Here is a 25,162-nt window from a genome sequence, read left to right as displayed (position 1 = left end):
TCCCAATCAGGGCCGGCCGGCGGCCCGCGGGGTGGCGACAGCGGCCGGCGCGGCCTTTTCGGTCGGCTTCTCGGCCGCTGCGGCAGCCTTGTCGGTGGTCGACACGGCAGGCTTGTCTGTCGCCGCGCTCGCCGCCTTTCGGCCCTCCAGGAAGCGCTGTTGCGCCGCGAGGATCCACAGGTACGGCAAAACCGCCTCTTCCGAGAACCGGTAGCCACGACCGAACTCGTCGTCGTGGGCCTCCAGAAGCACGTGCCTGGCCGCCAGGTCCTCGAGCGTCGCTTTGAAATTCGCCGCATTGGCCGAGCTCGGATAGAGCGCGTCGACGTCGCGGTCGTCGAAGCGGCCATTGTTGAAGATGGCCGCGCCGGCCATGACGCCCAGCACATGGCGTACGCCGCTTTTGGCGGCCTGGTCGATCTGGACCAACGAGTGCTTGGAAATTCGGCCGCGGAACTCAGTCAGCGCCTGGTCCACCGCCTGCGACACGTCCTCGATCGCGACGTTGGTGCGCCCCTTGTCGATCGCAGCCAAGCCGGAATGGTGGCTCAACAGGCTGGCGAAATAGGGCGAACCGTTGGCGACAAAAACGATGAAATCGGTCGCTGCCTTGTCGTAGGTCAGGCCGCTCAGCTCCTCGCCGTTCTCGACCAGATGGTTCACCTCCGCGGCGCTCATCTTCGGCACCTGCAAGGCGAAGATGTTGCGGCGGATCGATGGGATATGCTCGACCAATTCGGTCAGGTCCGCGGCCACGCCGGCGATCACCAGCTGGGTGCGGATCGAGCGGTCCGACAGGTTCTTGATCAGTTCGGCGATGTTGCGCCGGAATTCGGGGGAGTCGCAGACGTCGAACTCATCCAGCACCACGAGGACTCGGGTGCCCGTCAGCTTGGCGAACAGGTCGGCGACCAGGCGCGGCGTCAGGGTCGTGGCCGGCAGCAGGTCGGCCAGGGTGTTCCCGCGCTCGGCTTCGTTGGTGGTGGGTGCAAAGCCGCTGTGGAACAGCAGCGGAATGTCGGCCGCGACCGCGCGGAAAATCTCGTCGAACGTCGAGCCGGCCCCGCACGAGCAGTAGACCACGATATATCGGGCTTCTTCGGCGGCCTGGGTCACCACGTGGACCAGCGAGGTCTTACCGATGCCGCGCTCGCCGTACATGATCACATGGACGCGCTGGTCCTCGATCGAACGGATGAGCGTGGTCAGCACGTCCAGACGCCCCGCGAACATCTTGCGGTCGGTGATCGGCTGTGACGGCGTGAACGCGCCGCGCAGCTTGATCCGCGCGCTGGCGAAGCGGTCGTTCAGTCGCGGGCTCAGTTGATCGCCGGCCATCGACTGGAAGCGCGGGAACGCCGTATCGGCCGGCTTCCTGGCGGTCGCGCCCTCGCGCTGCGTCGGCGGGGCGGCGAAGACAAGGTTCGATTCGGGGTTCGGGGCGGCTTCCGGCTTACGCCCGAAAGAGCGCGCCATCAGGCTATTGATCCAACTCACGGCGCCTCCAAGCACGCATGCTGCGGTGCATCTGCGATATCGACGGTCTACGACTGCAGGTCGGAACCCGCCACCCGTAAACACGCCGATTGTGGCGAAATCTTAAACCGGTGCGAGTTGAGTCAACGTTAATCGCTGCCTTTGCTCGACAACCTTTACTGGACGACTTCTCGACGCTGATCCACGTGCCCGCGGGCCAGCCGCTCCGAGATCTTCTCCGAGGCCTTATAGGCCGCGACGCCCAGGATCAGCGACACCGCCAGGATGAGCGGAACATTCTGGATGTGCAGCGTGTGCAGGAAAGCGTGCACCGGCAAGCCATGCGTCAGGTAGATATAGAAGCTCGCCGCTGCGATCAGACCGACCAGTCCGTGCAACGCGTTGGGTAGGAGTATCCGCGGCGCCCACAGGATCAGGCCGGCCGCGGTGGAGAACCAGATGGCGTGGGTGACGTTGGCCGGGTAGCTGAAGTGCTCCCAGATCTCTTGGGGTCCGGCCACCTGCAGGGCGGCGATGGCCAGGCACGCTAGGGTCAATCCCAGCTTGCGCGCCGCCGTCGTGGCCCTGTGCAGGCACCACCCGAACGCCAGCAGATAGAAGATGCTGTCGGGTGTTCGCTCCAACAGATACTCGTGCGGCAGGATCAGCGAGGCGATCACGCGGGCCGCCAATGCCGCAATCAGCAACGCCAGTCCGAATTCCCACGGCTTTCGCACCGCGAACCGGCGCACCGCTCCGATGGCAAACAGCAGCGCGAAGATCACCATGGACTGGAACAACACCTCCAGAAACCAGTAGGGCTCCAGGAACGTACCAAAGCGGCCGAACAGGTTGCTGACCAACAGCAAGGACGGCACGTCTAACGACTTTTCCGAAATCAGATAGAGGCAGAGGATCACGTAGTAGGGCGCGATGATCCGCTGGAAGAAGTTCACCAGCATCGAGACCCCGCCGCCCTCGTTCAGGCGCGAGCCCTGATAGCGCGAGAAGTTGTAGCCCGAGAGCAGGAGCAACACGTGCGCACTGCCGCCGACCGGCCACGCCGAAGCGTGCGCGATCACCACGCTGATGATCGCCGCCGCACGGATCGCGACCTCGGACTCGATCCCACGCAGGCTGAAGACACCACGACGGACGGTCGTGGCCTTGCCGGCCATCGCCTGCAGTTCGGCGATGCTGATTTCTTCCCAGCGTTCCGGCAGGAAGCCCAGCTTGGCCTCGATCTCGAGCGACAGTGCTACGTAGCCGAGGGAATCGCCGCCCAGGCTAACGAAGCTGTCCGCCGACGTGATGCTCGCGCGCGGGAAGGCGTGACGGAAGGCCGTCTCGATGGCCCGCCCCCCGCCGCCCTGCGCGGGCGCCGGACGCGCAGGCACGGCGCGGACCGCGGCCATCACGGCCTGATAGTCCATCTTCCCAGAGCTCAAGGTCGGCAGTTCGTCGTAGCCGATCACTTTGATCACCGAGAGAGGCAGGGACAGCGCCTGCGACAAGCGATCGGCCACCGCTTGCGGTTCGGCTGAGACGACGCCCACCGCCAGCACCTCGTCATTGCCGGTGACGATGGCGCGGAGCCCCTCGCGGCGGAGGTGAGCCTCCACCTCATCGAAACTGATGCGCAACCCGAAAAGCTTGGCGAACCGGCTCCTACGCCCCACGATCCGGTAAATCCCGTTGGCGTCGCGTATCGCCAGATCGCCAGTCCGCAACTCAGAAATTTCGCGCCCCTTGGCGAGGTCCGCCTCGACCAGCGCGTAGCCGGACATCACGTTGGGGCCGCGATAGACCAGCTCGCCCTGGACCTCAGCCCCGGCGACCGTCCGACCGGCCTCGTCGATCAGATGAAACCCGCCCCCCGGGATCGCCACGCCGATGCAACCAGGGTTCTCCAACAGGTGCTCAGGCGGCACGTACGCCATCCGCGCCGTCGCCTCGGTCTGGCCGTACATAACGAAGAAGCGCACGCCCGCGCCCTGGGTCCACTCGGCGTAGGTGCGGACCGTCTCGGGCGGCAGTCGGCCGCCGGCCTGGGTCATCGTCCGCAGCGAAGGCAGCCTGCGTCGGCGCAGACCGATCCTCTCGAAGAGTTCGTAGGTGTAGGGCACGCCCGCCAGGGAGGTCGCCCCTTCGGCCTCGAAGAAGTCCCAGAACGCGTCGTCGACCACGGAGCGGTCGGTCAGCAGGATCGCGCCGCCGGCCGCGAGGTGCGAGTTCACCACCGACAGACCGTAACTGTAGTGGATCGGCAGGGTTGTGATCGCGCGGTCGTCCGGCCGCAGGTCGAGATACTCGGCGATCGACCGCGCATTGGCCTCGACGGCTGCGCGCTCAAGGCGCACGAGCTTGGCCGCGCCGGTCGAACCTGAGGTGGACAGCAGTACGGCTAGGTCCGCATGCAGATCCCGCGGCCCAGGCGTTCCGGGTTCGACGACCCAACGTCCGTTGTCCCTGTGATACCGGACCGTCGGCCGGTAGGTCTCGATCGTGCGCTGAAGTTGCCCGCCGCTGTCCCCCGCGGCCATGATCACGGGATGCCCGTGGCGAAGCGCAGCGACGTAGGCGACCAATGGAGCCAGTTCGTTCGCCGCTTCGATCAGCAACAGATGCCGTCCCGGCGGCAGGCGCCTGGCGAACTCGTCGGCTCGGGCTGCGAGTTCAATATAGCTGAGGCGCTCACCGCCGTCGGTCACAACGGCCAGCGCGCAACCGTGCTCCTCCAGGCGCCCCGCAAACGTAGTCAGGTCGGACGGCGCGGCAGTATCGGACGCACTCAACGGCTCAGCCCCGTCTCATCTGCTCGGCCGCGTCGTCAGCCCCGTGCCTTGCACGACCGAAAGGGATACTCTTGGGTCGAAGCCCGACTAGAACTTCAAATTGAACGGCTTCAGCACATAAGCAACATAGGCCAGCACCGCGACGATAATTCCGAACGCCGCCGCGCCATAACCTTCATTGCCGACGTAGTTGGCCAGCGCACAGCCGATGCACGCAGGCAGGTACTGATAGATGTTGTCTTTTGGCTCTTCCTGGGCCGTCGACCTGTGCAGAAATAGGACGATCAAAGCTCCGAAGATCGCGACCGTGACCCAATCGTAAATAGTCTGCAAGACACCAGCCCCTAAGCAACACCGTTAAATCCGAGCAGCCACGCCCCTGCACAAATCGGACCAGTCCGGAGATCGCCGCCGGCGGTGATAGCCGAATTTCGGAACGGGGCTACGCGAGAATTACGGACCGATGATGAACCCGGACGATGCGCCGATCCAGCCCCCAAGGTGACCGGATCCCGGGAAATGAATCTTAACTTGCACGGCCTAGTTTCGAGCTTCGACTGCAATGATCCGGCGTATCGTCATTGAGCCCACCGTCACCAGCAACCGAGCGACGCCGCCAAGGCCGCACGCCGTTCCGTCGCTCGCGACGCGAGGGTGAACGCGTCGCCACGCTCGGTGTCGACGTCGATCTGGTCCGCCCGGAAGAGGTCATGCACCACATCGGTCAGGCGGTGCTGAGCCGCACGCCCAGCCGCATCGCCAACCACAACGCCCACAGCATCTATCTGACCAAGAAGAACCCTCAGTTCGCCGCGTTCTTCGAGCGCGCCGATCTGATCGAGGTGGACTCCACTCCCCTGATCTTCTTCACACGCATCCTCGGCCTGCACAGCCGCCGTTTTCACCGTTGCACCTACCTCGACTGGCGCGACCACTTCTGGAGCGTGGCGGCGCGCAAGCACTGGCGAGTGTTCTATCTCGGGGGCGCACCGGGGGTGGCCGAAGAGGCCGCCCGCCGCTTGGCCACGCGCTACCCGGGGGCCGAAATCGCGGTGCGCAACGGCTTCTTCGACATGAGCCCCGGCTCGGAGGAGAACGCCTCCGTCGTCCAGCAGATCGCCGAATTCGAGCCGCACATCCTGTTCGTCGGCATGGGCATGCCGCGGCAAGAGATCTGGATCGACCGCAATCAGGACCTGCTGCCGCCCACCGTGGCGCTGTCGGTCGGCGCGGCCTTCGACTACGAGGCCGGAGTCCAGACTCCGGCGCCGCGGTGGATGGGGCGCCTCGGCGTCGAGTGGCTGTTCCGGCTGGTCGGCGACCCGCGGCGGCTTTTCGCGCGCTACTGCGTAGAGCCCTGGTGGCTCATCGTTCCAGCGCTCGGCGACGTCCTCGTCGCGGCCCGCCAAGGCAGGCTTTTCCGCGGTCCGCGCCGAAAGCCCGCTGGCCAGCGCGCCGAGCGCGCGCGCGAAGCGGCCTAGGCGTTTTCGATCTCGCGGACGTTGTCGATCCCGGCGCTCCTCAGCGCAGCCACCAGTTCGTCCAGCGCCCGCGCCAACTCCTCGGGATCCCGGCTGCGAAGCACCAGGTTCGAACCGTAACCCGCGTCGCCGAAGAACGGATAACTCCCCAGCGACATGTCGGGATGGGCCTTGGCCACCGCCTCGAGCGGCGCGGCGATCACGCCCTCGCCAGAGCCCTCGACCCGCACGGTGCGCGCCACCGTCACCGCGCCGCCGCGTAGGCGCCAGCCCACATCCTCAAGCATCCCCCGCATGATCGTCGGCACGCCAGCCAGTACGAAGACGTTGCCGATGGTGAAGCCGGGCGGGCCCTGAACCGGGTTCTTGACCAGTTCGCCGCCGACCGGCACCCGCGCCATCCGTCGGCGTGCGGCGTTCAACTCGACGCCCCAGCGGGCGCTCATCATCGCGAGGATTTCGGGATGCTCGATCAACTCGACGCCGAAGGCCGCGGCCACCGCGTCGGCGGTGATGTCGTCATGGGTCGGGCCGATGCCGCCGGTGGTTATGACATAGTCGTAGCGTTCGCGTAGGGCGTTCAGCGCCGCTACGATCTCGTCCTGCACATCGGGCACCGTCCGCGCCTCGGCCAGGTCGACGCCCAGCACCCCAAGGTATCTGGCGATGTCGCGCAGGTTAGTGTCCTGCGTGCGCCCCGAGAGAATCTCGTCGCCGATGATCAGCACTGCGGCGGTCACCCGGCCATCCGTTGAACCCGCCATGCGCACCTCCGCAACGCCGCCATTGTGTCGCACCTGACTAGTGGCGTCCGAAGGCGCGCACAACTGTCATCAATCGGCCGCTTTGCGCAGCACGCCTCGAGGATGCTAGCCACCGCCTGCGCGACAGGTTCAAGGAACGTCAATTGGAATTCGCCCGCCCCCTGGTCCGCGGCCAGCTCGTCAGCCGCTACAAACGTTTCTTCGCCGATGTCGTGCTCGATGACGGAACCGCCGTGACCGCCCACTGCCCGAACCCGGGCGCGATGCTGGGTCTCAACATGCCCGGACTGGCAGTCTGGCTCTCTAAGTCGGACGATCCCAAGCGCAAGCTCGCCCACACCTTGGAGTTGGTCGAGGTCGACAGCGGCATGGTCGGGGTCAACACCATGCATCCTAACCGCCTCGTCGCCGAAGCCCTGGCCGCCGACGCGATCCCCGAAATGGCCGGCTACGCCGTGCACCGGCGCGAGGTGAAGTACGGGATCGCCTCGCGCGTCGACTTCTTGCTCGAGGACGACGACCGCCAGCCCTGCTGGCTTGAGATCAAGAACGTCCACTTGATGAGATCACCCGGCTTGGCCGAGTTTCCCGACTGCGTGGCCGCGCGCTCCACCAAGCATCTCGGCGAGTTGGAGGAGATGGTCCGCAAGGGTGATCGGGCGGTCGCGCTTTTCGTCGTCCAGCGCACCGACTGCCAGGCGTTCCGCGCCTGCGCCGAGCTCGATCCTGCGTTCGCCAAAGCGCTGGACCGCGTCTCTGCGGCCGGAGTCGAGGTTTACGCCTATGGGTGCGACATCTCGCCCGAGCGGATCGTCCTGTCGCGGCGCATCGCTTGAGGCGCGGCGACTAATTCAACGACGGCGGCGACCCGGCATCCTGCCGCACCGGCTTGGGCGTCGGGTTCGAGCGAGCCAACACGCCAAGCCGTCGCTTCACTTTCCGCCACAGGAGGCCGCCGGCGTTGGGTCCGACAATATTCTCCGGCAGGTTCGAAATCGGCTGCGGCGCAAGGGTATCATCGCCCAGATCTTCGTAGCATTCGCTGGTCGTCGCCAGCCGCTCGGACCAGTGAAACGGCTGATCTTCCAGAATGTCCGGCCGCCAGCGCTCGCGCCTTTCGTGGGCGAATTCGCCCCGCTCCATGGATTCGGCTCGGGTGGTCATGCGGCGCGTGATCTGTTCGGGCGAGCGGTACATGAACTGCCGAATTCGGATCGGCTCAGGATAGATCGGCCCCCAATTTTCCGGGGGCAATCGATCCAATCCCCACCAGTGGCGAACGAAGCGGGCCTCGCTGTAACCTGAGGGCACATAGTGATGCAGCACCTCGCGCCACGCGCGGCTGCCGTCGAAGCGACCTGGATCTTTCAGGTAGGCGGCGTGGTCATGTTCTGTGAAGAGGTAGTTGTAGCTACTCACCCACACCGCGTTGTAGCGGCGCGGCACCCTGGCGAGGAACGTCCGTGGGTCGTCGACATAGGCCTCGTCGGCGTCGAGCTTGCACCACCAGTCGCCTTGGCGGGCGCGATCGCGATAGCGCTCGAAGACACGGTTGCGCATGCTATCGCAGAAGGGGCTCCGGTCCTGCCGGTAAGGCATGATCGTGGGGTTCGAACGCGCAGCCTCGTTGACGAACTCCCACGTCCCGTCGTCGCTGCCGTTGTCCAGCACATAGATGCTGTCGGCCCATTCAGAGGCCGTCGCCAGTGTCTGGGCGATAATGTCGAGCTCGTTCTTGACGAGGCAGATTGCGTGGATCGCCATGGCCATACCTCAGCGTCGTTAACCATGTTTCGGGTCGCCCAGACACAACGGCGTCGTTTGCTTTTGGCTCCACAGCAGCGCCCGACGGGCCGGCCTGATCGACGCGGCGCGGGCCGGGGTGGAAGTCCTGTGCTATGATTGCGATATAAGCCCTAGCGCCATCCGCATCGCCCACCCCGTTTTTTGGCGATACGCGGCGCTCTCGGAAGCCGAAAGAGTACTGCCATGACCGACGTCCTCGAAGCTGAGCACCGCACCGGCCAGATCCGCATCCACGGGGCCGAGGGCTTCGAAGGCATGCGCGTCGCCGGCAAGCTGGCGGCCGAGTGCCTCGACATGCTGACCCCCCACGTCGTGGCTGGCGCGGTTACGGAAAAGCTCGACGACCTGGCCCGTGAGTTCATCCTCGACCATGGCGCCGTCCCGGCCTGCCTGTTCTATCGCGGCTACGGCAAGACCACCTGCATCTCGCCCAACCACATCGTCTGCCACGGCATCCCCGGCGACCGGAATCTGCGCGAGGGCGACATCGTCAACATCGACGTCACCGTCATCGTCGACGGCTGGCACGGCGACACCAGCCGCATGTACGGGGTGGGGCCGATCGCCCCGCGCTCCAAGCGCCTCATCGACATCACCTATGAGGCGCTGCAGCGCGGCCTGGACCAGGTCAAGCCTGGAGCCCGCACGGGTGATATCGGCCACGCCATCCAGCAGTACGTAGAATCGATGCGTTGCTCGGTGGTCCGCGACTTCTGCGGCCACGGTCTGGGCAAGGTGTTCCACGACGCCCCCAACATCCTGCACTTCGGCCAGAAGGGCGCCGGGGAGGTCCTCGCTCCCGGCATGTTCTTCACGATCGAGCCGATGGTGAACCTCGGCAAGTACCAGGTGAAGCTGCTCGCCGACGGCTGGACGGCGGTCACCCGCGACAAGTCGCTGTCGGCCCAGTGTGAGCACTCGATCGGCGTCACCGAGGACGGCTACGAGATCTTCACGGCCTCCCCCGCCGGCCTCTTCAAGCCGCCCGTCCAGGCCGACTGAACCGTCGCGCGGCAGGGTTGCGAGGCCCAGCCGCTGCACGCCCCCTTGCCAAGCCCGAACAAATGACGAACACTGTTCGGCATGGACGGAACGCGCCACCTCGCCGAAGCTCCGCAGCCTGACCTCTGGTCGCCGCCGCCGGCCCGTCGGGCCAAGGAGCCCCGCCCGCATTTCCATGGCCATCGCGAACGGCTGCGCGCACGCGCCGGCCGCGAACTCGCCGCGCTGCCCGACTACGAACTGCTTGAGCTGCAGCTGTTCCGCTCGATCCCCCGCGGCGACGTCAAGCCGCTGGCCAAGGCGCTGCTGACTCGCTTCGGCTCGCTCGCCGGCGTGCTCGCCGCCTCTCCGGCGGAATTGCGCAGCGTGCCTGGGGTCGGTGAGAGCGTGGCGTTCGACCTCAAGCTGCTGAGCGAGATCGGCCTGCGCATAGGACGCGCCGCGGTCGGCAAGCGGCCGGTGATCTCCTCGTGGAGCCAGTTGCTCGACTATGTGAAGCTCGGCCTCGCCCACGCCCCGCGCGAGCAGTTCCGCGTGCTGTTCCTCGACAAGAAGAACCAGCTCATCGCCGATGAGGTCATGAACCACGGCACCGTCGACCACGCGCCGGTCTATCCGCGCGAGGTCGTTCGGCGGGCGCTGGAGCTGTCGGCCAGCGCGGTGATCCTCGTCCACAACCACCCGTCCGGCGATCCGACGCCGTCCCAGGCCGACATCGCGATGACCGGGGAAGTCGTCGAGGCCGCCCGCGCCCTGCGAATCGCCGTCCACGACCACCTGGTCGTCGGCCGCGATGGGATCGCGAGCTTCCGGGCCCTGGGCCTCTTCTGAAATTGCTGCAGCTAAGCTTCAAAGAACACCGCCTTGGGGGGCCGCCATGATCCGTAAATCTCTTGTTCTCGCCGGCGTCATGGCGCTGGCCCTTGGCGGCGGGGCCGCGGCGCAGGAGCCGGCGGCCGAATCCGACGTCGATCCGCTCGCCACGGCCTGTCTGGGAGAGGGCGGAGAGGCGATCGAGGCCCGCCTGGCCGCCTGCACCGAAATCGCCAACACGTTCGAAGCGCCTGCGGACAGGGCCTGGGGCCTCCAGATGCGAGCAGGAATTCAGCGCGACATGGGATTGTCCGACCGCGCGCTCGCCGACGCGAGCAAGTCCATCCGTTTGGATCCGGGCGGAGCCTTCGGCTACTACGTCCGGGCCGACATCCTGTCCGACAGCGGCGACTACAAGCTCGCCCTCGCCGACATCGAACGCGCCGTAAAGCTCGACTCCAAGGAAGCCCTCTACCTCGGCCTGCGAGCTCAGTTGCGCGACGAGACCGGCGACCGCGCCGGGGCGCTCGCCGACTATAGCCGCGCCATCGAGCTCGATCCGACCACCTGGCTATATTTGGTGTCGCGCGCTCAGCTGCGAGAGGCCGGCCAGGACCGAGCCGGAGCCCTCGCTGACCTCGACCGGGCAGTCAAACAATCCGAGGATGATCCGGCGGTCCTGGTGATCAGGGCCGACTTCCTGCTCAACGTCGGCCGCTTCGACGAGGCCAAGGCCGGCTACGATCGGGCCCTCGTCAAGCGGCCGGACTATGACAAGGCCCTCACCGGCCTCGCCCGCCTATTCGAGGAGCAAGGCGATTACGCCGCCGCCAGGACTCAGCTCGACCGCGCAATCGCCGCGAACGGTAACGATGCAGACATATTCCTGGCTCGTGCATGGATGCGACATCGACTGGCCGACGAAGTCGGCGCCCGAAGCGACATGGACCGCGCGGTCGAGCTCGACGAGGTCGCACTATACGACCGCGCCATGCTGTTTTCGGATCTTAAGCAGTACGATCTGGCGCTGATCGACATTGCGCGCGCCGAAGCAGCCGCCCCGAAATCGGCCATGCCAGCGATCGTGCGCGCCGGGGTGTTCGCCAGGCAGCAAGATTGGGCGCGGGCGATCGCCGAGGCGGATCGCGCGATGAAGCTGGCGCCGGGCGACGTCCTCGCCCTGAACGCCGCCTGCTGGATCAGGGGCGAGGCCAAGCGCGACCTCGACCGCGCCCTCAGCATCTGCACCAGAGCCATCTCGATAGCGTCCGATGCTTTCCTACCGCTCGACAGCCGCGCCTTCGTCCATCTGCGGCGCGGAGATCTGCAAAAGGCGCTGGCCGATGCCGACGCCGCGCTCGCCCTGCGACCGACTTCAGCCGAGACGCTCTACTTGCGCGGCGCGATCAAGCTGCAACTCGGCCAGAAGCAGGAGGCCGATGCCGATCTGGCCGCGGCGCGGAAATTGGATCCGAAGGTCGAGGAACAATACGCCAGCTATGGCCTGCTGCTGTAGCGGATGGTGCCCCCTCCCGGACTCGAACCGGGACGCCTTACGGCAAAGGATTTTAAGTCCTCTGCGTCTACCATTCCGCCAAGGGGGCGCCGACTGCTCCGGTACACGTGATCGCGCCGCGGCCGCAAGCGCGCCGCGCAGGCTCCGGAACCTTTGGCGTCCGACTTGCTTAACTCCCTCCGGCGGTCCCGATCCGGGACGCCAGGAGGAGCACATGGGCGAACTGGCTTACGCGATCCATCCAGCTGACAATGGCTGGCGCTGGCGGGTGTTCGACTTCGAGGGCGAGCTCGTCGCCGGCGGCGTGGAGCCCAGCCAGGCCGAGGCGGAGTCCGCCGCCGTCGCTCTGTTCAACGACGGTGTCGACGCCGCCTCCGCCATCTAACCTTTCGGCAGGGCCGCCACCGCTTCGCGCAGCGCGGCCAGCCGCGGCCCGTCGGCTGGATGGGTCGACAGAACCTCCGGCGGCTGCGGCCGCTTATCGCCCTCCGCCGCCATCCGCTCGAAGAAGCGCACCGCGCCGGCCGGGTCCAAGCCAGCCCTTTGCGCCAGCTCGACCCCGACGCGGTCGGCCTCCAGCTCGTGGTTGCGCGAATAGGGCAGGATCACCCCGTACATCGCCCCCATGCCCAGCGCCCCGGCGATCTCGCCCGCGTGCTCGGCGTACTCGCCATTGGCCAGGATCGCCTGCAGCACGTTGACGCCCAGCTCGACGGCCATCTGCTGGCTGACTCTCTCGGACGGATGGCGCGCCAGCACGTGGCCGACCTCATGCCCCAGCACCCCGGCCAGTTCGTCGTCGTCCTGCACGAAGTCCATGAGGCCCTTGAACGCCCCGACCTTGCCGTTTGGCAGCACGAAGGCGTTGATCTCCGGCCTGTCGAAGACCACGAACTCCCAGGCTAGGTCGGTGCGCCCGCTGGCCTCGACGATCTTCCAGCCGACCTGCTCCAGCCGCGCCTGCACCGCCGGGTCGGCCGCGGCCCGGGTCTGGGCGCGCAGGTCGCTCCAGGCCTGGTCGGCCATCTGCGTCAGCGCCTCGTCCGGAACCACCGCGAACTGGCTGCGCCCGGTTTCGTCGTTTTGCGAGCACCCAACCACCAACGCGCCCGCCGCCAACAGGCTCAGCAGGTTGCGGCGCGACAGCGGCTCGGCACGGCCGTGGCAGCCGCAGCAGGTCACGCTCACGCTTCCGCTCGCGCCGCTGCTTCCCATTCGCGGAATTCGGGCGTGGCCAGCACCCGGGTCGCATAGGCGCCGCAGCTCCCATCGTCGCCATAGTCCGACAGGTGCACGCCATAGGTCCGGAAGCGCGTCGCCACCGGTGTGTAGAATGCATCGGCGATCGACCACTCGCCGGCGAGGAACGGCCCACCCGAACGGCTGAGCAGGTCGGACCATAGCGCGACGATCCGGCGCACGTTCTTCTGCGTCGCCTCCGACAGGGTCGTCACCTTCGGTTCCGCCTCCAGCGCCATCGGGCACTCGCCGCGCAGGGACTGGAAGCCGGAGTGCATTTCAGCGGCCGCCGCGCGGGCCAGGGCGCGCAACGCGGGGTCGTCCGGCCAGAGCTTCGCCGCCGGAAATTTTTCGGCCAGGTATTCGCAGATCGCCAACGAATCCCAGACCGTAAGGCCATCGTCCTTCAGGGCTGGCACCAACCCCGAAGGCGAGTGCGGCAGGATGGCCGCCTCGGTCCGCCCCTCGTCCTGACGCAGGCCGACAAGGGTCTCGGTAAAGGGCGCGCCGGTGCGCTTGAGCGCCAGCCAAGGCCGCAGCGACCACGTCGACCACCGTTTTGTTCCGATAACCAGTTCCATAGGCCGCTCCATTTCGTTACGTCAGCCTATTGCCCAAGCCCCGGGCGCCTCGTCTAGAGTGGCCCCAACAATAAGAATTCAGTTCCCCATTTTTTGCAGGAAACGCCTTTCATGACCGAGACCGCCGCGCCGTCGGTTGATCCAGCCGCTCCGCCAGTCGCATCCGCGGTCGGCGCAGCTCCATATTCCGCCTCTTACACCCGGTATGCGATGTTCCTCCTTCTGGGGATCTACATCGTCAACTTCCTTGATCGCGCCGTGGTCAACATTCTGGCCGAGCCGATCAAGAACGACCTGGGTCTCGCCGACTGGCAGCTCGGCCTCATGAGCGGCCTGGCCTTTGCCATCTTCTACACCGTCCTGGGCATCCCGATCGCCCGTCTGGCCGAGCGCAAGAACCGCCCGATCATCATCGGCACCGCCGTCGCGGTGTGGTCCGGATTCACCGCCCTTTCGGGCATGGCTCAGAACTTCGCGCAGTTGGTTCTGTTCCGGATTGGCGTCGGCGTCGGCGAAGCCGGCTGCACGCCGCCCGCCCACTCGCTGATCGCCGACTACGTGCCGAAAGAAAAGCGCGCCTCGGCCCTGGCCTTCTACTCGATGGGCACCCCGCTCGGCGGCCTGCTCGGCCTGGTGATGGGCGGGCTGATCGCCGACGCCTACGGCTGGCGGGTGGCCTTCTTCGTCGCCGGCGCCCCGGGCATCCTCTTCGCCCTGCTCTGCTGGTTCACCCTCAAGGAGCCTCGCAAGCAGATCGCCCAACATTCGGCCGCCATTCAGGCGACCCAGGCGAGCTTCGGCGAGACCCTGAAGTACCTCGGCACCAAGAAGACCTTCTGGCTCATCGCGCTCGGCGCGGCGATCAAGGCGTTCATCGGCTACGGCCACGCCCCGTTCACCGCCTCGTTCTTCCTGCGCGTCCACGGCGAGGAGGTCGCCGGCCTGGCCTCGATGTTCAACCTCCAATCCATCGGCTTCCTGGGCCTGGCCCTGGGCCTCATGGGCGGCACCGCCGGCGCCATCTCGGCCTATCTCGGCGGCCAGATCGCCGACCGCTACGCCAAGAAGGACCTGCGCGGCTACGTGTCGGTCCCGGCCATCGCCTCGCTGCTGGCCGTGCCGATCTACATCATCGCCGTCAGCGTCCCGTCGGCCTCGGTCGCCCTCTGGATCCTGGTGATCAACGGCCTGCTCGGCTCGCTCTGGTACGGTCCGGTCTACGCCATCGGCCAGTCGATCGTGCCGCCGCACATGCGCGCGACCACCTCGGCCATCCTGCTGTTCACGATCAACCTGATCGGCCTGGGCCTCGGACCGCTCGCCGTCGGCATCCTGTCCGACATCATGAGCAACGGTGTCGGCCTCGGTTCGGCCCAGGGCGTTCGCTGGGCGCTGATGCTGTCGACCTGCTTCGGCTTCGTCGCCTTCGGCCTCTTCTGGCTGGCCCGCAAGACGATCCGCGAAGAAATGGTCAGCTAAGCCACTGCGGGGGGCGCCGCCCGGCGCCCCCGTCATTTCCGTCCTGCTGGGACGGCCGCAGCCTTCAGGGCTGCAGGAACACCAGCCAAACCGCGGTCATCGCGAAGATCACTCCGAACACCAAGTTTAGCGACCGCGCCCGCCGCACCGGCCGGCCTGTCGCGGCCTGGATCAGGAACACCGTCGCCGCCAGAGCGCAGCCGGCCCCCGCGAGCCAGAATTTCGCCGGCGGAGCGACGAAGATCGCCGCGGCGACCATCGCAAGCGCGACGACCCGTCCAATCAGTTCCGGCGCCAGTCGCCTGACGTTCTTTCCGCCGTCCACCGCCATCGTCGTCCTCGCTCGTCAACCAAAGCTCCGGGTGTGCCACGCGCGCCATGGGTCGCAAAGCGCACGGCGAGCCCCGCAACCTGCCGATGCGGCGGCTTCACCGAAACGTCATCTGTGGCTTCGGCGCCATGGCGCGCCTGCTGGCGATCTCATAGAATCCTGGCGAAACACCCGCGAGGGTGGAGTCGCGCGAAATCCCGAGGGGGGGAAATGATCTCCAAGCGTTCCGGCTTGCTCTGTGCAAGCGCCCTGGCCAGCGTCATGGCCATCCACGCCGCCCCCGCCGCCGCTCAGGACACTGAAGTGTCCGAGGTGGTGATCACCGGCTCGCGCATCGCCCGCCAGGACTACGTCTCCGAAAGCCCGATCGTCACCCTGGGCCAGGACCGCATCACCCAGGCCGGCATGGTCACGGTCGAGAACACCCTAAACCAGCTGCCGCAGTTCGTGCCGTCGAACGGCGCCGGCACCAACACCACCAACTTCGTCTCCACTCCGGGCCAGGCCTACGCCAACCTGCGCGGCCTCGGGCCCACGCGCACCCTGGTGCTGGTCGACGGCCGTCGGATGGTCTCCGGCAACCCCAACGCCGTCGTCGATCTCAACACCATTCCGACCTTCCTGATCGACAGCGTCGAGACCATCACCGGCGGGGCCTCGGCGGTCTACGGTTCGGACGCCATCGCCGGGGTCGTGAACTTCAAGCTCAAGAAGGACTTCGAGGGCCTGGTCATCGATGCCCAGCTCGGCTCGACGACCCGCAACGACGCCGGCCAGCAGAGCTTCTCGATCGGCTACGGCCACAACTTCGCCGAGGGCCGCGGCAACATCTCAGCCGGCGTCAGCTACGACCGGCGCGAAGGCCTCGTGGCCTCCGACCGCGACTGGGCGGCGATCGGTTACTCGGTGCTGACCACCGGCCTGGTCCCGTCGGGCGCGGCGACCATTCCGGACGGGCGCTTCGATCCGTCCTCCAACGCCGGCGGCGCGGCCAACCTGCCGACCCAGGCGGCGATGGACGCGGTGTTGGCCAAGTACGGTCTGGCGCCCGGCAGCGTCGCCCGCGGCGCGAACCTCTCGTTCAACGCCGACGGCACGCTGTTCTCGACCTCGCCGGTCCGCAACTACCGCGGCGACCAGATGCCGGGCTTCGATCCCAGCAGCTACACCTTCAACAGCGCCGACTACCGCTACCTCAACCTGCCGCTGGACCGCTGGTCGTTCTACGCCGCCGGGCGCTATGACTTGACCGACAGCATAGAAGCCTATGGCACGGTCAGCTACACCACCTACGACGTCTCGCGGCAACTCGGTCCGGCCTCGGCCTCGGACGGCGCCTTCCCCGGCCCGGACATCGTGGCGCCGACCACCAACCCGTTCATCCCGGCCGACCTGCGCACGCTGCTTGCCTCTCGCGCCAATCCGACCGCCGCCTTCTATCCGCGCCGCGCCTTCACCGAGGTCGGCGGCCGGCTCTCGAACAACACCTACGAGACCTTCCAGGTGGTCGCCGGCCTGCGCGGCGACGTCGGCTTCAAGGACTGGAAGTGGGACGCCTACGCCGCCTATGGCGAGATGAACCACACCGAAAACCAGCATGGCAACGTCAGCCGCGCGGCCATGCGCGAACTGACCTTCGCCCCTGACGGCGGCGTGGCGATCTGCGGCGGCTTCAACATTTTCGGGGCCGGCAAGGTAAGCCCCGGCTGCGCGGCCTACATCGCCCGCGAAGTCACTAACGACACCAAGATCCACCAGACCGTTCTGGAAGGATTCGTCACCGGCTCGGTGTTCGAGCTGCCGGCCGGCGCGGTGAAGTTCTCGGCCGGCGCCCAGTACCGCAAGGACGAGGTCGGCTATTCGCCCGACCTGCTGCTGCAGGGCCCCGACATCGTCGGCTTCAACCCGGCGGTGCCGATCAGTGGCGACATCTCCTCGACCGAGGCCTACGCCGAGCTGCTGGTTCCGATCCTTGCCCAGGCGCCCTTCGCCTACAGCCTCGACGTGTCGCTCGGCGGCCGGATCGCCGACTACAACACCACCGGCACGATCAACGCCTACAAGGCCGACTTCACCTGGCGTCCGGTCGAAAGCCTGATGGTGCGCGGCGGCTACCAGCGCGCGGTCCGCGCCCCCAACGTCGCCGAGTTGTTCTCGCCGCAATCGCTGGGCTTCTCGGGCATCGGCACGCCGGGCCTGGCCACCACCGCGGGCGACCCCTGCGACGTGCGCTCCTCGTTCCGCAACGGCGCCAGCGCCGCGGCGGTCCGAGCGCTCTGCGTCGCCCAAGGCGTTTCGACCGGCATCGTCGACACCTTCCAGCAAGCCTCGACCCAGGTGGAGATCCTCGGCGGGGGGAATCCCGACCTGTCGGAGGAGAAGTCCGACAGCTTCACCCTCGGCGCCGTGTGGACGCCGAAGCTCGACGCGCCGCTGCTGCGACGCTTCAGCGTCAGCCTCGATTACTACAAGATCGAGCTGGAGGACGTGATCGGCACCCTGACGGTGCAGACCATCGTCGGCGAGTGCTTCAACACCGGCGGCGCCAACCCGACCTTCGACAACTCCAGCTTCTACTGCCAACAGTTCAACCGCATCGCCAACGGCAACATCACCGGCGTGCTGACCACCCAGGTCAACCTCGCCGCCTGGAAGACCTCGGGCTACGACGCCCAGATCGACTGGGGCTTCGATCTGGCCGACCTCGGCCTGCCGGACGGCGCCGGCGCGCTCGACTTCAACCTGGTGGTTTCCCATCTGGAGAACTTCGAAAAGCAGGCCCGGCCGGGCGCGCCCTTCCTGCAGAGCGGCGGCACCATCGGCGGCGACCTCTCGGGCGGCGCCTATCCGGAGTGGAAGTCGGCCATGTCGGCGACCTACTCGGTCGGCCCGGCCAAGGTCACCCTGCGCTGGCGGCACATCGACGCCATGACCGACTTCCGCAACGTGCCGGTGCTCTCGCCGACCGCAGTCAACACGCCCGACTACGACCTGTTCGACCTGACCGGGACCTGGCGGTTCGACGAGCGCATCACCATGCGCGCCGGCGTCAACAACATCGGCGACGAGGATCCGCCGTTCTACACCTCGTACTCCAACTCCAACACCGACCCCTCGACCTACGACGTCCTGGGCCGCCGGTTCTTCGTGGGCCTCACCGCCCGCTTCTAGTCCCCGCGACATGATGCGAGCCCCGCCCGCCTGGGCGGGGCTTTTTCATGCCCGCTTGCCGAGCTTGCCGTTCCTCCGGAGAATGCCGCGGTGACCAAACTGATTTTCGATTGCGACCCGGGCGTCGACGACGCCGTCGCCCTCTTCATGGCCTTCGCCGCGCCGCAGGACCTGGAGCTTCTCGCCATCACCACCGTCGCCGGCAATGTCGGCGCGGAGCTGACCGCCCGCAACGCCGCGCTCATCCGCCAGATCGCCGGCCGCCAGGACGTGCCGATCTACGCCGGAGCCAGCGGCCCGCTGTACAGGCCGCCCTTCGACGCCGGAGCCTTCCACGGCGAAAGCGGCCTGGGGACCCTGCCGCTGTTCGAGCCCGAGCATGGACTGGCCGACGGCCGCGCCGCCGACGTCATCGCCGGGCTGGTGATGTCCCATCCGCCGGGCGAGATCACCCTGGCCGTCACCGGCCCCTTCACCAATCTGGCGCTAGCCATGCGCCTGGAGCCGGCGATCATCGAGCGCCTCGGCCCCGTCGTGGTCATGGGCGGCGCGCGGCGCGAGGGCGGCAACATCACCGCCTCGGCCGAGTACAACATCTGGGCCGACCCGCACGCCGCCGAGATCGTGTTCTCGTCCGGCGCCCAGTGCGTGGTCATGGGCCTCGACGTCACTCACCAGGTCCGCTCCGACCCGGCCCGCACCGCCGCCATCGCCGCCATCGACACCCCGGCCGCGCGAGCGACCCACAACCTGCTGGAATTCTCCAACGCGCTTGAGCGCGACATCGTCGGCGGGACCGGCGCGCCGATCCACGACCCCTGCGTGATCGCCTATCTGCTGGCGCCGGAGCTCTTCACCCTGCGTCCGTGCCAGCTGCAGGTCGAGACCGCCTCGCCGCTCACCGTCGGCCACACGGCGGTCGAGTTCCGCTTGCGCGATCCGGCCGCGGCGCGGATTCTGTGGGCCACCCATGCGGACGCCGACGGCGTCTTCGCGCTGCTCAACGACCTGCTGGCCCGATGACTGCGATCACCGTCATAGGCTCGGTCAACCTGGACTTCGTGGCCACCGCCGCGAGCCTGCCCGCGCCTGGCGAGACGGTGACCGGGGCGAGCCTCGCCCGCCATCCCGGCGGCAAGGGGGCCAACCAGGCCCTGGCCGCGCGCCGGCTCGGCGCCGACGTGAACCTGATCGCCCGGGTCGGGGCCGACGCCCTGGCCGACGAAGCCCTGGCCCTGCTGGCCGCCGAGGGCGTCGATCTCGACCAGTGCGACACCGACGCCAGCGCCGCCACGGGCGTCGCGCTCATCGCCGTGGCCGCCGGCGGCGAGAACCAGATCATCGTCGCCCCCGGCGCCAACGCCGCCTTCACGCCAGGCCATCTGGCCACGCCGACGCATGAGGCGCTGATCTGCCAGCTCGAACTGCCGCTGGAGACGGTCGCCGCGGCCGTCGCCCAAGCCAGCGGCTTCGTCTGCCTGAACCTCGCCCCGGCCGCGCCGCTTCCGCCGCAGACCTTGGCCCGCGCCGACCTCATCGTCGTCAACGAAACCGAGGCCGCGTTTTACGGCCCGGCGCTGCACGATCTGCCCGGCCTCGTCGCCGTGACCTGGGGCGCCAAGGGCGCGGGCCTGTTCCAGGGCGGCCGCCAGCTGGCCGCCGCCGCCCCGCCGCCGGTCGAGGCGATCGACGCCACCGGCGCCGGCGACGCCTTCGTCGCCGCCCTGACCCTGGCCCTGCTGGAAGGCCGCCCGCACGAGGCCGCCCTCGCCTTCGCCTGCGCCGCCGGCGCCCTGGCCGCCACCCGTCCCGGCGCCCAGCCCTCGCTGCCGACCCGCGCCGAGGTCGAGGCCCGTCTGGAGCCCGCCCGATGAGCGTTCCGACCCTCAGCCTCAAGGCCTTCACGCACGGCTCGCTCGCCGACCGCGCCGCTTTCTCCGACGCGCTGATGCAGGGCCTGCAGCAGTACGGCTTCATCATCCTGGCCGACCACGGCGTCGCCGAGGATTTGCTCGAACACGCCTACGAACACGCCGAGGAGGTCTTCGCGCTCCCCTACACGACCAAGCGCCGTTACGCGGCAGGCATGCGCGGCTACACGCCGTTCGGTACCGAGCACGCCCGCGACTCCAGCCTGCCCGACCTCAAGGAATTCTGGCAGATCGGCCGCGCCCCGGCGCCCGGCCTGCCGGCTGAGGACTTCCCGCCTAACGTCTGGCCAGCCGAGTTCCCGGCCTTCGAACGCACCTTCAGCAACCTCTTCGCCGCCCTCGACGAGACGGGCCGCGTCCTGCTGTCGGCCCTGGCGCCGAAGCTCGGCCTGCCTGGCGACTACTTCGACGCAAAGGTCGCCGACGGCACCTCGATCCTGCGCGTGCTGCACTATCCCCCGGTGCCGGAGGACGCCCCCGAAGGCGCCGTCCGCTCGGCCGCCCACGAGGACATCAACTTCATCACCCTGCTGGTCGCCGCCAAGGGCGGGGGCCTGCAACTGCTCGACCGAGACGGCTCCTGGCTGCCGGTCGAAACCGCGCCGAAGAACCTGATCGTCGATAGCGGCGACATGCTGCAGCGGCTGACCAACGGCGTGATCCCCTCGACCACTCACCGCGTGGTCAATCCGGTCGGGCCGAACGTCAGTCGCTATTCGATGCCGTTCTTCATGCACCCGGCCTCCGACGTCTCGCTTGAGCGCCTGCCCTCCTGCGAGGGCGAGGGCGCCAAGTGGCCCGCGATCACCGCCGGCGAGTTCCTGGCCGAACGCCTTCGCGAGATCGGCATGGCCAAGTAGCTCACGGCCGCACTGCGAAGTTCACGCCCAGCCGCCAGGAGCCGTCATGGCCCGGCCGCGGATCCTCGAGCGCGTAGGCGCCTTCCAGGCCCAGACCTACCTTGCGGCCGACCGCCAGCCGCACCCCCGCGCCAGCTGAGCTCAGGTCATAGTCCTGGTCCGGCCGCCCGAACCGGCCCGACTGGCTCACCCGGGCGGTGTCGGCGAACCCATAGACTTCGCTGCCCGCCACCGATTTCGGCAGCCCGGCGGGACGCCAGGCCAGTTCCGCAGATCCAGCCGCCCCCTGGTCGCCGATCACCAGCGACTGCTCGAAGGCGCGCCCAAACTCCGTCCCGCCGACCGAGAACTGCTCGGAGCTCGGCAGCAGGTCCGCGCTCAGCTGCCCGGCCGCCTTGAGCCGCAGCACCCAGCGCGGGCCCAGCGCCTGATCGTAGCCGGCCCGCAGGTTCAGCTTTTGAAAGTCGGCGTCGGCGACCCCGGCGGTGGTCCGCGCGCCCAGCCCGTCGATGCCGAAACTGGCGGTGGCGCTGGCTGAGGCCTGCGTCTTCGGCTTTGCGAGATTCCAGGCCGCCGCGACGCGCCCCACGCGGGTGCGCTCCGTCGCCGTGCCCTGGCCGAACACCGCGTTCTTGGAATCGAGGCCGTCCAGTGCCCCAGTCAGATAAAGGTTCTGCTCATAGCTGCGGATCCACGGATAGTTGAACTGCATGCCGCCGAACGTCGCCTCTCCCTTCGATCCGTTGTCGGGGCGGGTGCGGAAGTAGCCGCCGTTGACCTGCACCCGCAGGCCGTCGGCTCCCAACGGCTGGCTGTGCAGGACCGCATAGTACTGGAAGCGGTCGATCTGCGTCGGCAGGCCCAGGGTGAGCCGCGTCTGATCGCCCTGCCGAAAGGTGGAATAGAGGTCGAGGTCGGCCTGCACCTGGGTGCGGCCGAGCAGGCTGGAGCCGCGGTTGTTCACCGACAGGTTCAGCTTCGGCCCGCTCGCCTTCAGGTCCAGCACCAGCACCACGGCGCCGGGCGCCTGCCCCGGCAGCAGCCTGGCCTCAGTCGTCAGGCCCGGGATGTCGCGGATCAGCGACAGCTGCCGCTCCAGCGTTCGACGGCGCAGCCGCGTCTCGGTGGTCAGGCGCTGGGCCTGCGCGGTGACCAGCTTCAGGTCGCGATCCTTCACGTCGCCCTGCAAGGCGATCTGGGCGATGCGCCCCTCCACCGCCTGCAGTCGCAGCACGCCGCTCGTCAGGTCCTGCCGAGGTGCAGCGATGGTGTACAGCGCCACGTCGCTGCGCTTGTAGAGCGCCGCGGCCGCTGCGGCCGTGGCCTCAATGGTCTTCTGACCGAGCGGCTGGCCGAGCAGCGGCGCGAAGGCCCGGTCCAGGTCGGCGCGCGGCAGGCCCGAACCTTCGACGACGACCCGTCGCAGCGCCGTCGAAGGTTGTGGCTGGACGTCCACCGCCACAGGCGCCGCGGGCCGATTCCCGGCAGACGCCGGCGGCTCGGCGCCGGGCGGATCGCGGTCAGCCCGCTGCTGGTCGAGCACCAGGCCCGGCTGGGCCCACGCGCCCGCCGGCGCGCCGGCCAAAGCCAGCGCGAGCATAAATCGCAATGTCATGGAGTGTCTCCCCCGTCGCGGGGCGCGCCGACCAGGCTCCTGGACCTGGCCGGCGCGCCGTCACGTCAGTTGTTCGTCAGTCCGCCGAGTAGGCCGGTGACGCCGTGGACGACGCCGCCAACCGTGCCTGTCACGCCGCCGAGCACCCCGGTGACCGGGGTCAGCGCGCCTGCAGCACTTGGCGCGGCAGGCCCGGCCCCTGGCGCGCCGCCGCCGGACAGCGCCCCTGCAGTCGCCAACGTGCCCTGCGACTGGATGGGCGAAAGCACGCTCGCCCCGATCAGCGCCGGACCATCGCCGCCGATCAGCTTGTGCTCGCCGAGGTTGACGTTCAGCAGATCGCCGGTCGAGGCCACTTTGGTCACGCCTGCGTTCAGCCCTTCGCCGCCGGACAGGACCCCGACGGTGGCCAGTTGCCCCTGGGTCTGGGTCGGCGAGAGCGCGCTGACGCCGACCAGTTGCGCGGAATCGCCGGCGCCGGACCCCAACAGCGGCTGGTCGAGGACCACCACCTTGGCCACGGGATTAAGGGTGTTGTCGCCGGTCTTCACGACCCCGTCGACCGTCGGACCAACGACCGGCAGTCCTCCCAGGCCGCTGGTCTGCAGGCCGCCGCCGATTGTCTGCAGGCCTTCGCCGAGGCCGGTCTGGTTCAGCAGCGGCGCATTGCCGGCCGTGGCCAGCACGCCGCCCGCCAGGCCGCCGACGCCGTCCGTAGTGCGTTCCAGCGCGCCGCTCGCGGATGCTGAGCCGGCTCCGCCGCCGCCCGAACCTCCGCCGCTCCCGCCAGACCCACCGCCCGTACCACCGCCACCGGTCCCACCGCCTGCGCCACCGCCGGTTCCGCCGCCTGTGCCGCCTCCGTCACCGCCGCCGCCGCCGCCGCCTCCGTCACCGCCGGTCTGGCCGCCGCCGTCGGAGAGATTGAACCCGGCGCCGCCGGAGACGCCGCCCGAACGGGCGGTCAGGGCGAGCAAGGCAAGGGCCGAAGTGGCCGCCGCCCAGGGTGATTTCTTGATTGATCGCATTGGTGTTTCCTCCCAAACCCCCTGGTTGCAGAATTGGGGCGCACAGTTTGAGGTTCCACCCCCAACGCGAGTTAACCAAATGTTTTTAGATACATAACCCCCAACCCCTTAATCCATCTGGGATTGCATTGCGCAGCTTTAAGGGGCGGATTAACCCTAGGCGGGCAGTCGGACGAGCGCTGTCAGGCGCGTCGGAGGCGGCGCGACGGCGGCTTCCTCCAGCAACCACTCTCGGAACGCGGCGGTCACCGGCCGAGCGGCGGCCTTTGGCGTCACGAATTGAAAGCACTCTGGGGTCGGCACAAAGCCGTAAGGCGCAACAAGGTGTCCCGAGGCTATGCCCGTAGGCCTCGTTCACCCGTATGCTCAGGCCCGGATGGCGGGCATGGAATGCCGGCAGTCGCGGGATCAGCCAGCGCATGGCCAGCGTTCCGACGCAGGAGACATGTAGCTCCCGCTCCACCGCCTAGCGCAGGGTGGTGAACGACCGCTCGATGCCGAACGCGCTGCCCAGGCTCTCGGCCAGGCTCAGTCCCGCCTCGGTCAGCCGCAGGCTGTTGCGCGGCCCCTGGGTCAGCCGCACGCTACACAGCCGCTCCAGACCTCGCGCCTGCCGGCCGATCGCCCCGTGGGTGACGCAAAGTTCGTCGGCGGCAAGGTTCATGCGCCCTAGCCGCGCGCGCAAGGCGGTGAGCGGCGCTCAACCAGCATCGGTCAGCCCTCGGTCTGCAGCCGGAAGATGCTGGGCCGCGCGGTCGGCCGCAAACGACTGAGCTCACTAGGCCGCGCCGGTTGACAGCGCAGCCGCGCGGTCCACCCTTGCCGGCATGGAAACCACCGAGATCGCCGGCCTTCGGACCCTGCTCTGGCCCGAGGACGGGCCGCCCGTGGCGTCCGGCCGCGACGCCAGCGACGTCATCGGCGAGGCGCTGTCGGTCCAGGCCCAGATGGTGGTGATCCCCGTGGCGCGGCTGTCGCCGGACTTCCTGCGCCTGTCGACGGGCCTGGCCGGCGAGGTGCTGCAGAAGTTCGTCAACTACGGCCTGCGCGCCGTCGTGCTCGGCGACGTCTCGGCCGCCGCCGCCGCCAGCGGCCCGCTACGCGACTTCATCGGCGAGTCCAATCGCGGACGCCAGGTCTGGTTCCTGCCCGACCGCGCCGCCCTCGAAGCCAAGGCGGCGGCTCTCACATAACGACGTTCTTCAATGTGACCCCAGTCACAGCCGCCGGCCGGCGCCGGGCCTATCAATCCGCCTCACAGACGGCCGCATCCC

Annotated in this window: 24 protein-coding genes and 1 tRNA gene; 12 read left to right on the top strand and 13 right to left on the bottom strand. The window is 68.1% G+C overall.

What is annotated here, in order from left to right; translation table 11 throughout:
- Positions 1-6: 6 nt before the first annotated feature.
- From GGQ61_RS13805 to GGQ61_RS13795, 3 genes are all read right to left on the bottom strand, one after another.
- A complete protein-coding gene (locus GGQ61_RS13805; protein ID WP_183773689.1) occupies positions 7-1,497 on the bottom strand; it encodes an nSTAND1 domain-containing NTPase in 1,491 nt (496 codons plus the stop codon).
- 155 nt (positions 1,498-1,652) lie between these two features.
- Entirely contained in the window at positions 1,653-4,271 is a 2,619-nt protein-coding gene (locus tag GGQ61_RS13800) for an AMP-binding protein (protein ID WP_183773687.1), read from the bottom strand.
- An 87-nt stretch (positions 4,272-4,358) separates the two neighbouring features.
- Positions 4,359-4,604, bottom strand: a complete 246-nt coding sequence (locus GGQ61_RS13795; protein WP_183773685.1) for an XrtV sorting system accessory protein — start codon at positions 4,602-4,604, stop codon at positions 4,359-4,361.
- A gap of 248 nt (positions 4,605-4,852) precedes the next feature.
- Between GGQ61_RS13795 and GGQ61_RS13790 the strand changes: the two genes are divergently transcribed.
- Positions 4,853-5,752 (top strand): WecB/TagA/CpsF family glycosyltransferase, encoded by a 900-nt coding sequence (locus tag GGQ61_RS13790; RefSeq protein WP_183773683.1) that lies wholly within the window; start codon positions 4,853-4,855, stop codon positions 5,750-5,752.
- Here the strand turns inward: GGQ61_RS13790 and GGQ61_RS13785 are convergent.
- A complete protein-coding gene (locus GGQ61_RS13785) occupies positions 5,749-6,516 on the bottom strand; it encodes a competence/damage-inducible protein A (RefSeq protein ID WP_183773681.1) in 768 nt (255 codons plus the stop codon). The genes GGQ61_RS13790 and GGQ61_RS13785 overlap by 4 nt on opposite strands.
- A gap of 143 nt (positions 6,517-6,659) precedes the next feature.
- On the opposite strand from GGQ61_RS13785, the gene sfsA reads away from it, so the two are divergent.
- Positions 6,660-7,352, top strand: coding sequence for a DNA/RNA nuclease SfsA (gene sfsA / locus GGQ61_RS13780; RefSeq protein ID WP_183773679.1), 693 nt, complete (start codon positions 6,660-6,662; stop codon positions 7,350-7,352).
- Between the two features lie 10 nt (positions 7,353-7,362).
- On the opposite strand, the gene GGQ61_RS13775 is transcribed toward sfsA, so the two are convergent.
- Positions 7,363-8,286, bottom strand: a complete 924-nt coding sequence (locus GGQ61_RS13775; RefSeq protein WP_183773677.1) for a glycosyltransferase family 2 protein — start codon at positions 8,284-8,286, stop codon at positions 7,363-7,365.
- A gap of 219 nt (positions 8,287-8,505) precedes the next feature.
- On the opposite strand from GGQ61_RS13775, the gene map reads away from it, so the two are divergent.
- The 3 genes from map (at position 8,506) to GGQ61_RS13760 (ending at position 11,653) form a co-directional block, all read left to right on the top strand.
- Positions 8,506-9,324, top strand: a complete 819-nt coding sequence (map, locus tag GGQ61_RS13770) for a type I methionyl aminopeptidase (RefSeq protein WP_183773675.1) — start codon at positions 8,506-8,508, stop codon at positions 9,322-9,324.
- A gap of 81 nt (positions 9,325-9,405) precedes the next feature.
- Positions 9,406-10,155: a RadC family protein gene (gene radC / locus GGQ61_RS13765; protein ID WP_183773674.1), complete on the top strand. Its 750-nt coding sequence runs from the start codon at positions 9,406-9,408 to the stop codon at positions 10,153-10,155.
- 46 nt (positions 10,156-10,201) lie between these two features.
- Positions 10,202-11,653, top strand: coding sequence for a tetratricopeptide repeat protein (locus tag GGQ61_RS13760; protein WP_183773672.1), 1,452 nt, complete (start codon positions 10,202-10,204; stop codon positions 11,651-11,653).
- 4 nt (positions 11,654-11,657) lie between these two features.
- On the opposite strand, the gene GGQ61_RS13755 is transcribed toward GGQ61_RS13760, so the two are convergent.
- Positions 11,658-11,741 (bottom strand) — tRNA-Leu (locus tag GGQ61_RS13755).
- A 126-nt stretch (positions 11,742-11,867) separates the two neighbouring features.
- Between GGQ61_RS13755 and GGQ61_RS13750 the strand changes: the two genes are divergently transcribed.
- Positions 11,868-12,038, top strand: coding sequence for a hypothetical protein (locus GGQ61_RS13750; protein ID WP_183773670.1), 171 nt, complete (start codon positions 11,868-11,870; stop codon positions 12,036-12,038).
- Here the strand turns inward: GGQ61_RS13750 and GGQ61_RS13745 are convergent.
- A complete protein-coding gene (locus tag GGQ61_RS13745; RefSeq protein WP_221221013.1) occupies positions 12,035-12,841 on the bottom strand; it encodes a M48 family metallopeptidase in 807 nt (268 codons plus the stop codon). The two genes, GGQ61_RS13750 and GGQ61_RS13745, sit on opposite strands and share 4 nt — an antisense overlap.
- Positions 12,838-13,473 carry a glutathione S-transferase family protein gene (locus GGQ61_RS13740; RefSeq protein WP_183773666.1) on the bottom strand — a complete coding sequence of 212 codons (636 nt, stop codon included), beginning with the start codon at positions 13,471-13,473 and terminating at the stop codon, positions 12,838-12,840. The genes GGQ61_RS13745 and GGQ61_RS13740 overlap by 4 nt, the downstream gene beginning before the upstream one ends.
- 111 nt (positions 13,474-13,584) lie before the next feature.
- Between GGQ61_RS13740 and GGQ61_RS13735 the strand changes: the two genes are divergently transcribed.
- Positions 13,585-14,952: a spinster family MFS transporter gene (locus GGQ61_RS13735; RefSeq protein WP_183773664.1), complete on the top strand. Its 1,368-nt coding sequence runs from the start codon at positions 13,585-13,587 to the stop codon at positions 14,950-14,952.
- A 64-nt stretch (positions 14,953-15,016) separates the two neighbouring features.
- Here GGQ61_RS13735 and GGQ61_RS13730 read toward each other — a convergent pair whose 3' ends face one another.
- Positions 15,017-15,283 (bottom strand): hypothetical protein, encoded by a 267-nt coding sequence (locus GGQ61_RS13730; protein ID WP_183773662.1) that lies wholly within the window; start codon positions 15,281-15,283, stop codon positions 15,017-15,019.
- Positions 15,284-15,493: 210 nt separating this feature from the next.
- On the opposite strand from GGQ61_RS13730, the gene GGQ61_RS13725 reads away from it, so the two are divergent.
- From GGQ61_RS13725 to GGQ61_RS13710, 4 genes are all read left to right on the top strand, one after another.
- Positions 15,494-18,454, top strand: coding sequence for a TonB-dependent receptor domain-containing protein (locus GGQ61_RS13725; protein ID WP_183773660.1), 2,961 nt, complete (start codon positions 15,494-15,496; stop codon positions 18,452-18,454).
- 90 nt (positions 18,455-18,544) lie between these two features.
- Positions 18,545-19,477 (top strand): nucleoside hydrolase, encoded by a 933-nt coding sequence (locus GGQ61_RS13720; protein ID WP_183773659.1) that lies wholly within the window; start codon positions 18,545-18,547, stop codon positions 19,475-19,477.
- Entirely contained in the window at positions 19,474-20,328 is an 855-nt protein-coding gene (locus GGQ61_RS13715; protein WP_183773658.1) for a ribokinase, read from the top strand. Before GGQ61_RS13720 ends, GGQ61_RS13715 begins: the two co-directional genes overlap by 4 nt.
- Positions 20,325-21,245 carry an isopenicillin N synthase family dioxygenase gene (locus tag GGQ61_RS13710; protein WP_183773657.1) on the top strand — a complete coding sequence of 307 codons (921 nt, stop codon included), beginning with the start codon at positions 20,325-20,327 and terminating at the stop codon, positions 21,243-21,245. The genes GGQ61_RS13715 and GGQ61_RS13710 overlap by 4 nt, the downstream gene beginning before the upstream one ends.
- A 1-nt stretch (position 21,246) precedes the next feature.
- Here GGQ61_RS13710 and GGQ61_RS13705 read toward each other — a convergent pair whose 3' ends face one another.
- The 4 genes from GGQ61_RS13705 to GGQ61_RS13690 all read right to left on the bottom strand — a co-directional run bounded on the left by GGQ61_RS13705 (position 21,247) and on the right by GGQ61_RS13690 (position 24,573).
- Positions 21,247-22,860, bottom strand: coding sequence for a ShlB/FhaC/HecB family hemolysin secretion/activation protein (locus GGQ61_RS13705; protein ID WP_183773656.1), 1,614 nt, complete (start codon positions 22,858-22,860; stop codon positions 21,247-21,249).
- Positions 22,861-22,925: 65 nt separating this feature from the next.
- Positions 22,926-23,888, bottom strand: a complete 963-nt coding sequence (locus GGQ61_RS13700; RefSeq protein ID WP_183773655.1) for a hypothetical protein — start codon at positions 23,886-23,888, stop codon at positions 22,926-22,928.
- Between the two features lie 85 nt (positions 23,889-23,973).
- Complete coding sequence (locus tag GGQ61_RS22720; RefSeq protein ID WP_425501006.1) at positions 23,974-24,351, bottom strand: LysR substrate-binding domain-containing protein; 378 nt, start codon at positions 24,349-24,351, stop codon at positions 23,974-23,976.
- A 3-nt stretch (positions 24,352-24,354) separates the two neighbouring features.
- The gene (locus GGQ61_RS13690; RefSeq protein ID WP_281372676.1) at positions 24,355-24,573 is read right to left on the bottom strand and encodes a LysR family transcriptional regulator; all 219 of its coding nucleotides are present in this window, start codon (positions 24,571-24,573) and stop codon (positions 24,355-24,357) included.
- A gap of 142 nt (positions 24,574-24,715) precedes the next feature.
- Between GGQ61_RS13690 and GGQ61_RS13685 the strand changes: the two genes are divergently transcribed.
- Complete coding sequence (locus GGQ61_RS13685; RefSeq protein WP_183773649.1) at positions 24,716-25,081, top strand: DUF4180 domain-containing protein; 366 nt, start codon at positions 24,716-24,718, stop codon at positions 25,079-25,081.
- Positions 25,082-25,162: the final 81 nt, after the last annotated feature.

The sequence above is a fragment of the Phenylobacterium haematophilum genome (assembly GCF_014196295.1).
GTDB lineage: Bacteria > Pseudomonadota > Alphaproteobacteria > Caulobacterales > Caulobacteraceae > Phenylobacterium > Phenylobacterium haematophilum.
This window is presented reverse-complemented; position numbering and strand designations above follow the sequence as displayed.

Bases quoted from the DNA above. Each gene is read 5' to 3' on its own strand.
- GGQ61_RS13785 (WP_183773681.1), bottom strand. From the start codon at position 6,516: ATGGCGGGTTCAACGGATGGCCGGGTGACCGCCGCAGTGCTGATCATC.
- GGQ61_RS13775 (WP_183773677.1), bottom strand. From the start codon at position 8,286: ATGGCCATGGCGATCCACGCAATCTGCCTCGTCAAGAACGAGCTCGAC.
- map (WP_183773675.1), top strand. From the start codon at position 8,506: ATGACCGACGTCCTCGAAGCTGAGCACCGCACCGGCCAGATCCGCATC.
- radC (WP_183773674.1), top strand. From the start codon at position 9,406: ATGGACGGAACGCGCCACCTCGCCGAAGCTCCGCAGCCTGACCTCTGG.
- GGQ61_RS13760 (WP_183773672.1), top strand. From the start codon at position 10,202: ATGATCCGTAAATCTCTTGTTCTCGCCGGCGTCATGGCGCTGGCCCTT.
- GGQ61_RS13750 (WP_183773670.1), top strand. From the start codon at position 11,868: ATGGGCGAACTGGCTTACGCGATCCATCCAGCTGACAATGGCTGGCGC.
- GGQ61_RS13740 (WP_183773666.1), bottom strand. From the start codon at position 13,473: ATGGAACTGGTTATCGGAACAAAACGGTGGTCGACGTGGTCGCTGCGG.
- GGQ61_RS13735 (WP_183773664.1), top strand. From the start codon at position 13,585: ATGACCGAGACCGCCGCGCCGTCGGTTGATCCAGCCGCTCCGCCAGTC.
- GGQ61_RS13730 (WP_183773662.1), bottom strand. From the start codon at position 15,283: ATGGCGGTGGACGGCGGAAAGAACGTCAGGCGACTGGCGCCGGAACTG.
- GGQ61_RS13725 (WP_183773660.1), top strand. From the start codon at position 15,494: ATGATCTCCAAGCGTTCCGGCTTGCTCTGTGCAAGCGCCCTGGCCAGC.
- GGQ61_RS13715 (WP_183773658.1), top strand. From the start codon at position 19,474: ATGACTGCGATCACCGTCATAGGCTCGGTCAACCTGGACTTCGTGGCC.
- GGQ61_RS13710 (WP_183773657.1), top strand. From the start codon at position 20,325: ATGAGCGTTCCGACCCTCAGCCTCAAGGCCTTCACGCACGGCTCGCTC.
- GGQ61_RS13705 (WP_183773656.1), bottom strand. From the start codon at position 22,860: ATGACATTGCGATTTATGCTCGCGCTGGCTTTGGCCGGCGCGCCGGCG.
- GGQ61_RS13700 (WP_183773655.1), bottom strand. From the start codon at position 23,888: ATGCGATCAATCAAGAAATCACCCTGGGCGGCGGCCACTTCGGCCCTT.
- GGQ61_RS13685 (WP_183773649.1), top strand. From the start codon at position 24,716: ATGGAAACCACCGAGATCGCCGGCCTTCGGACCCTGCTCTGGCCCGAG.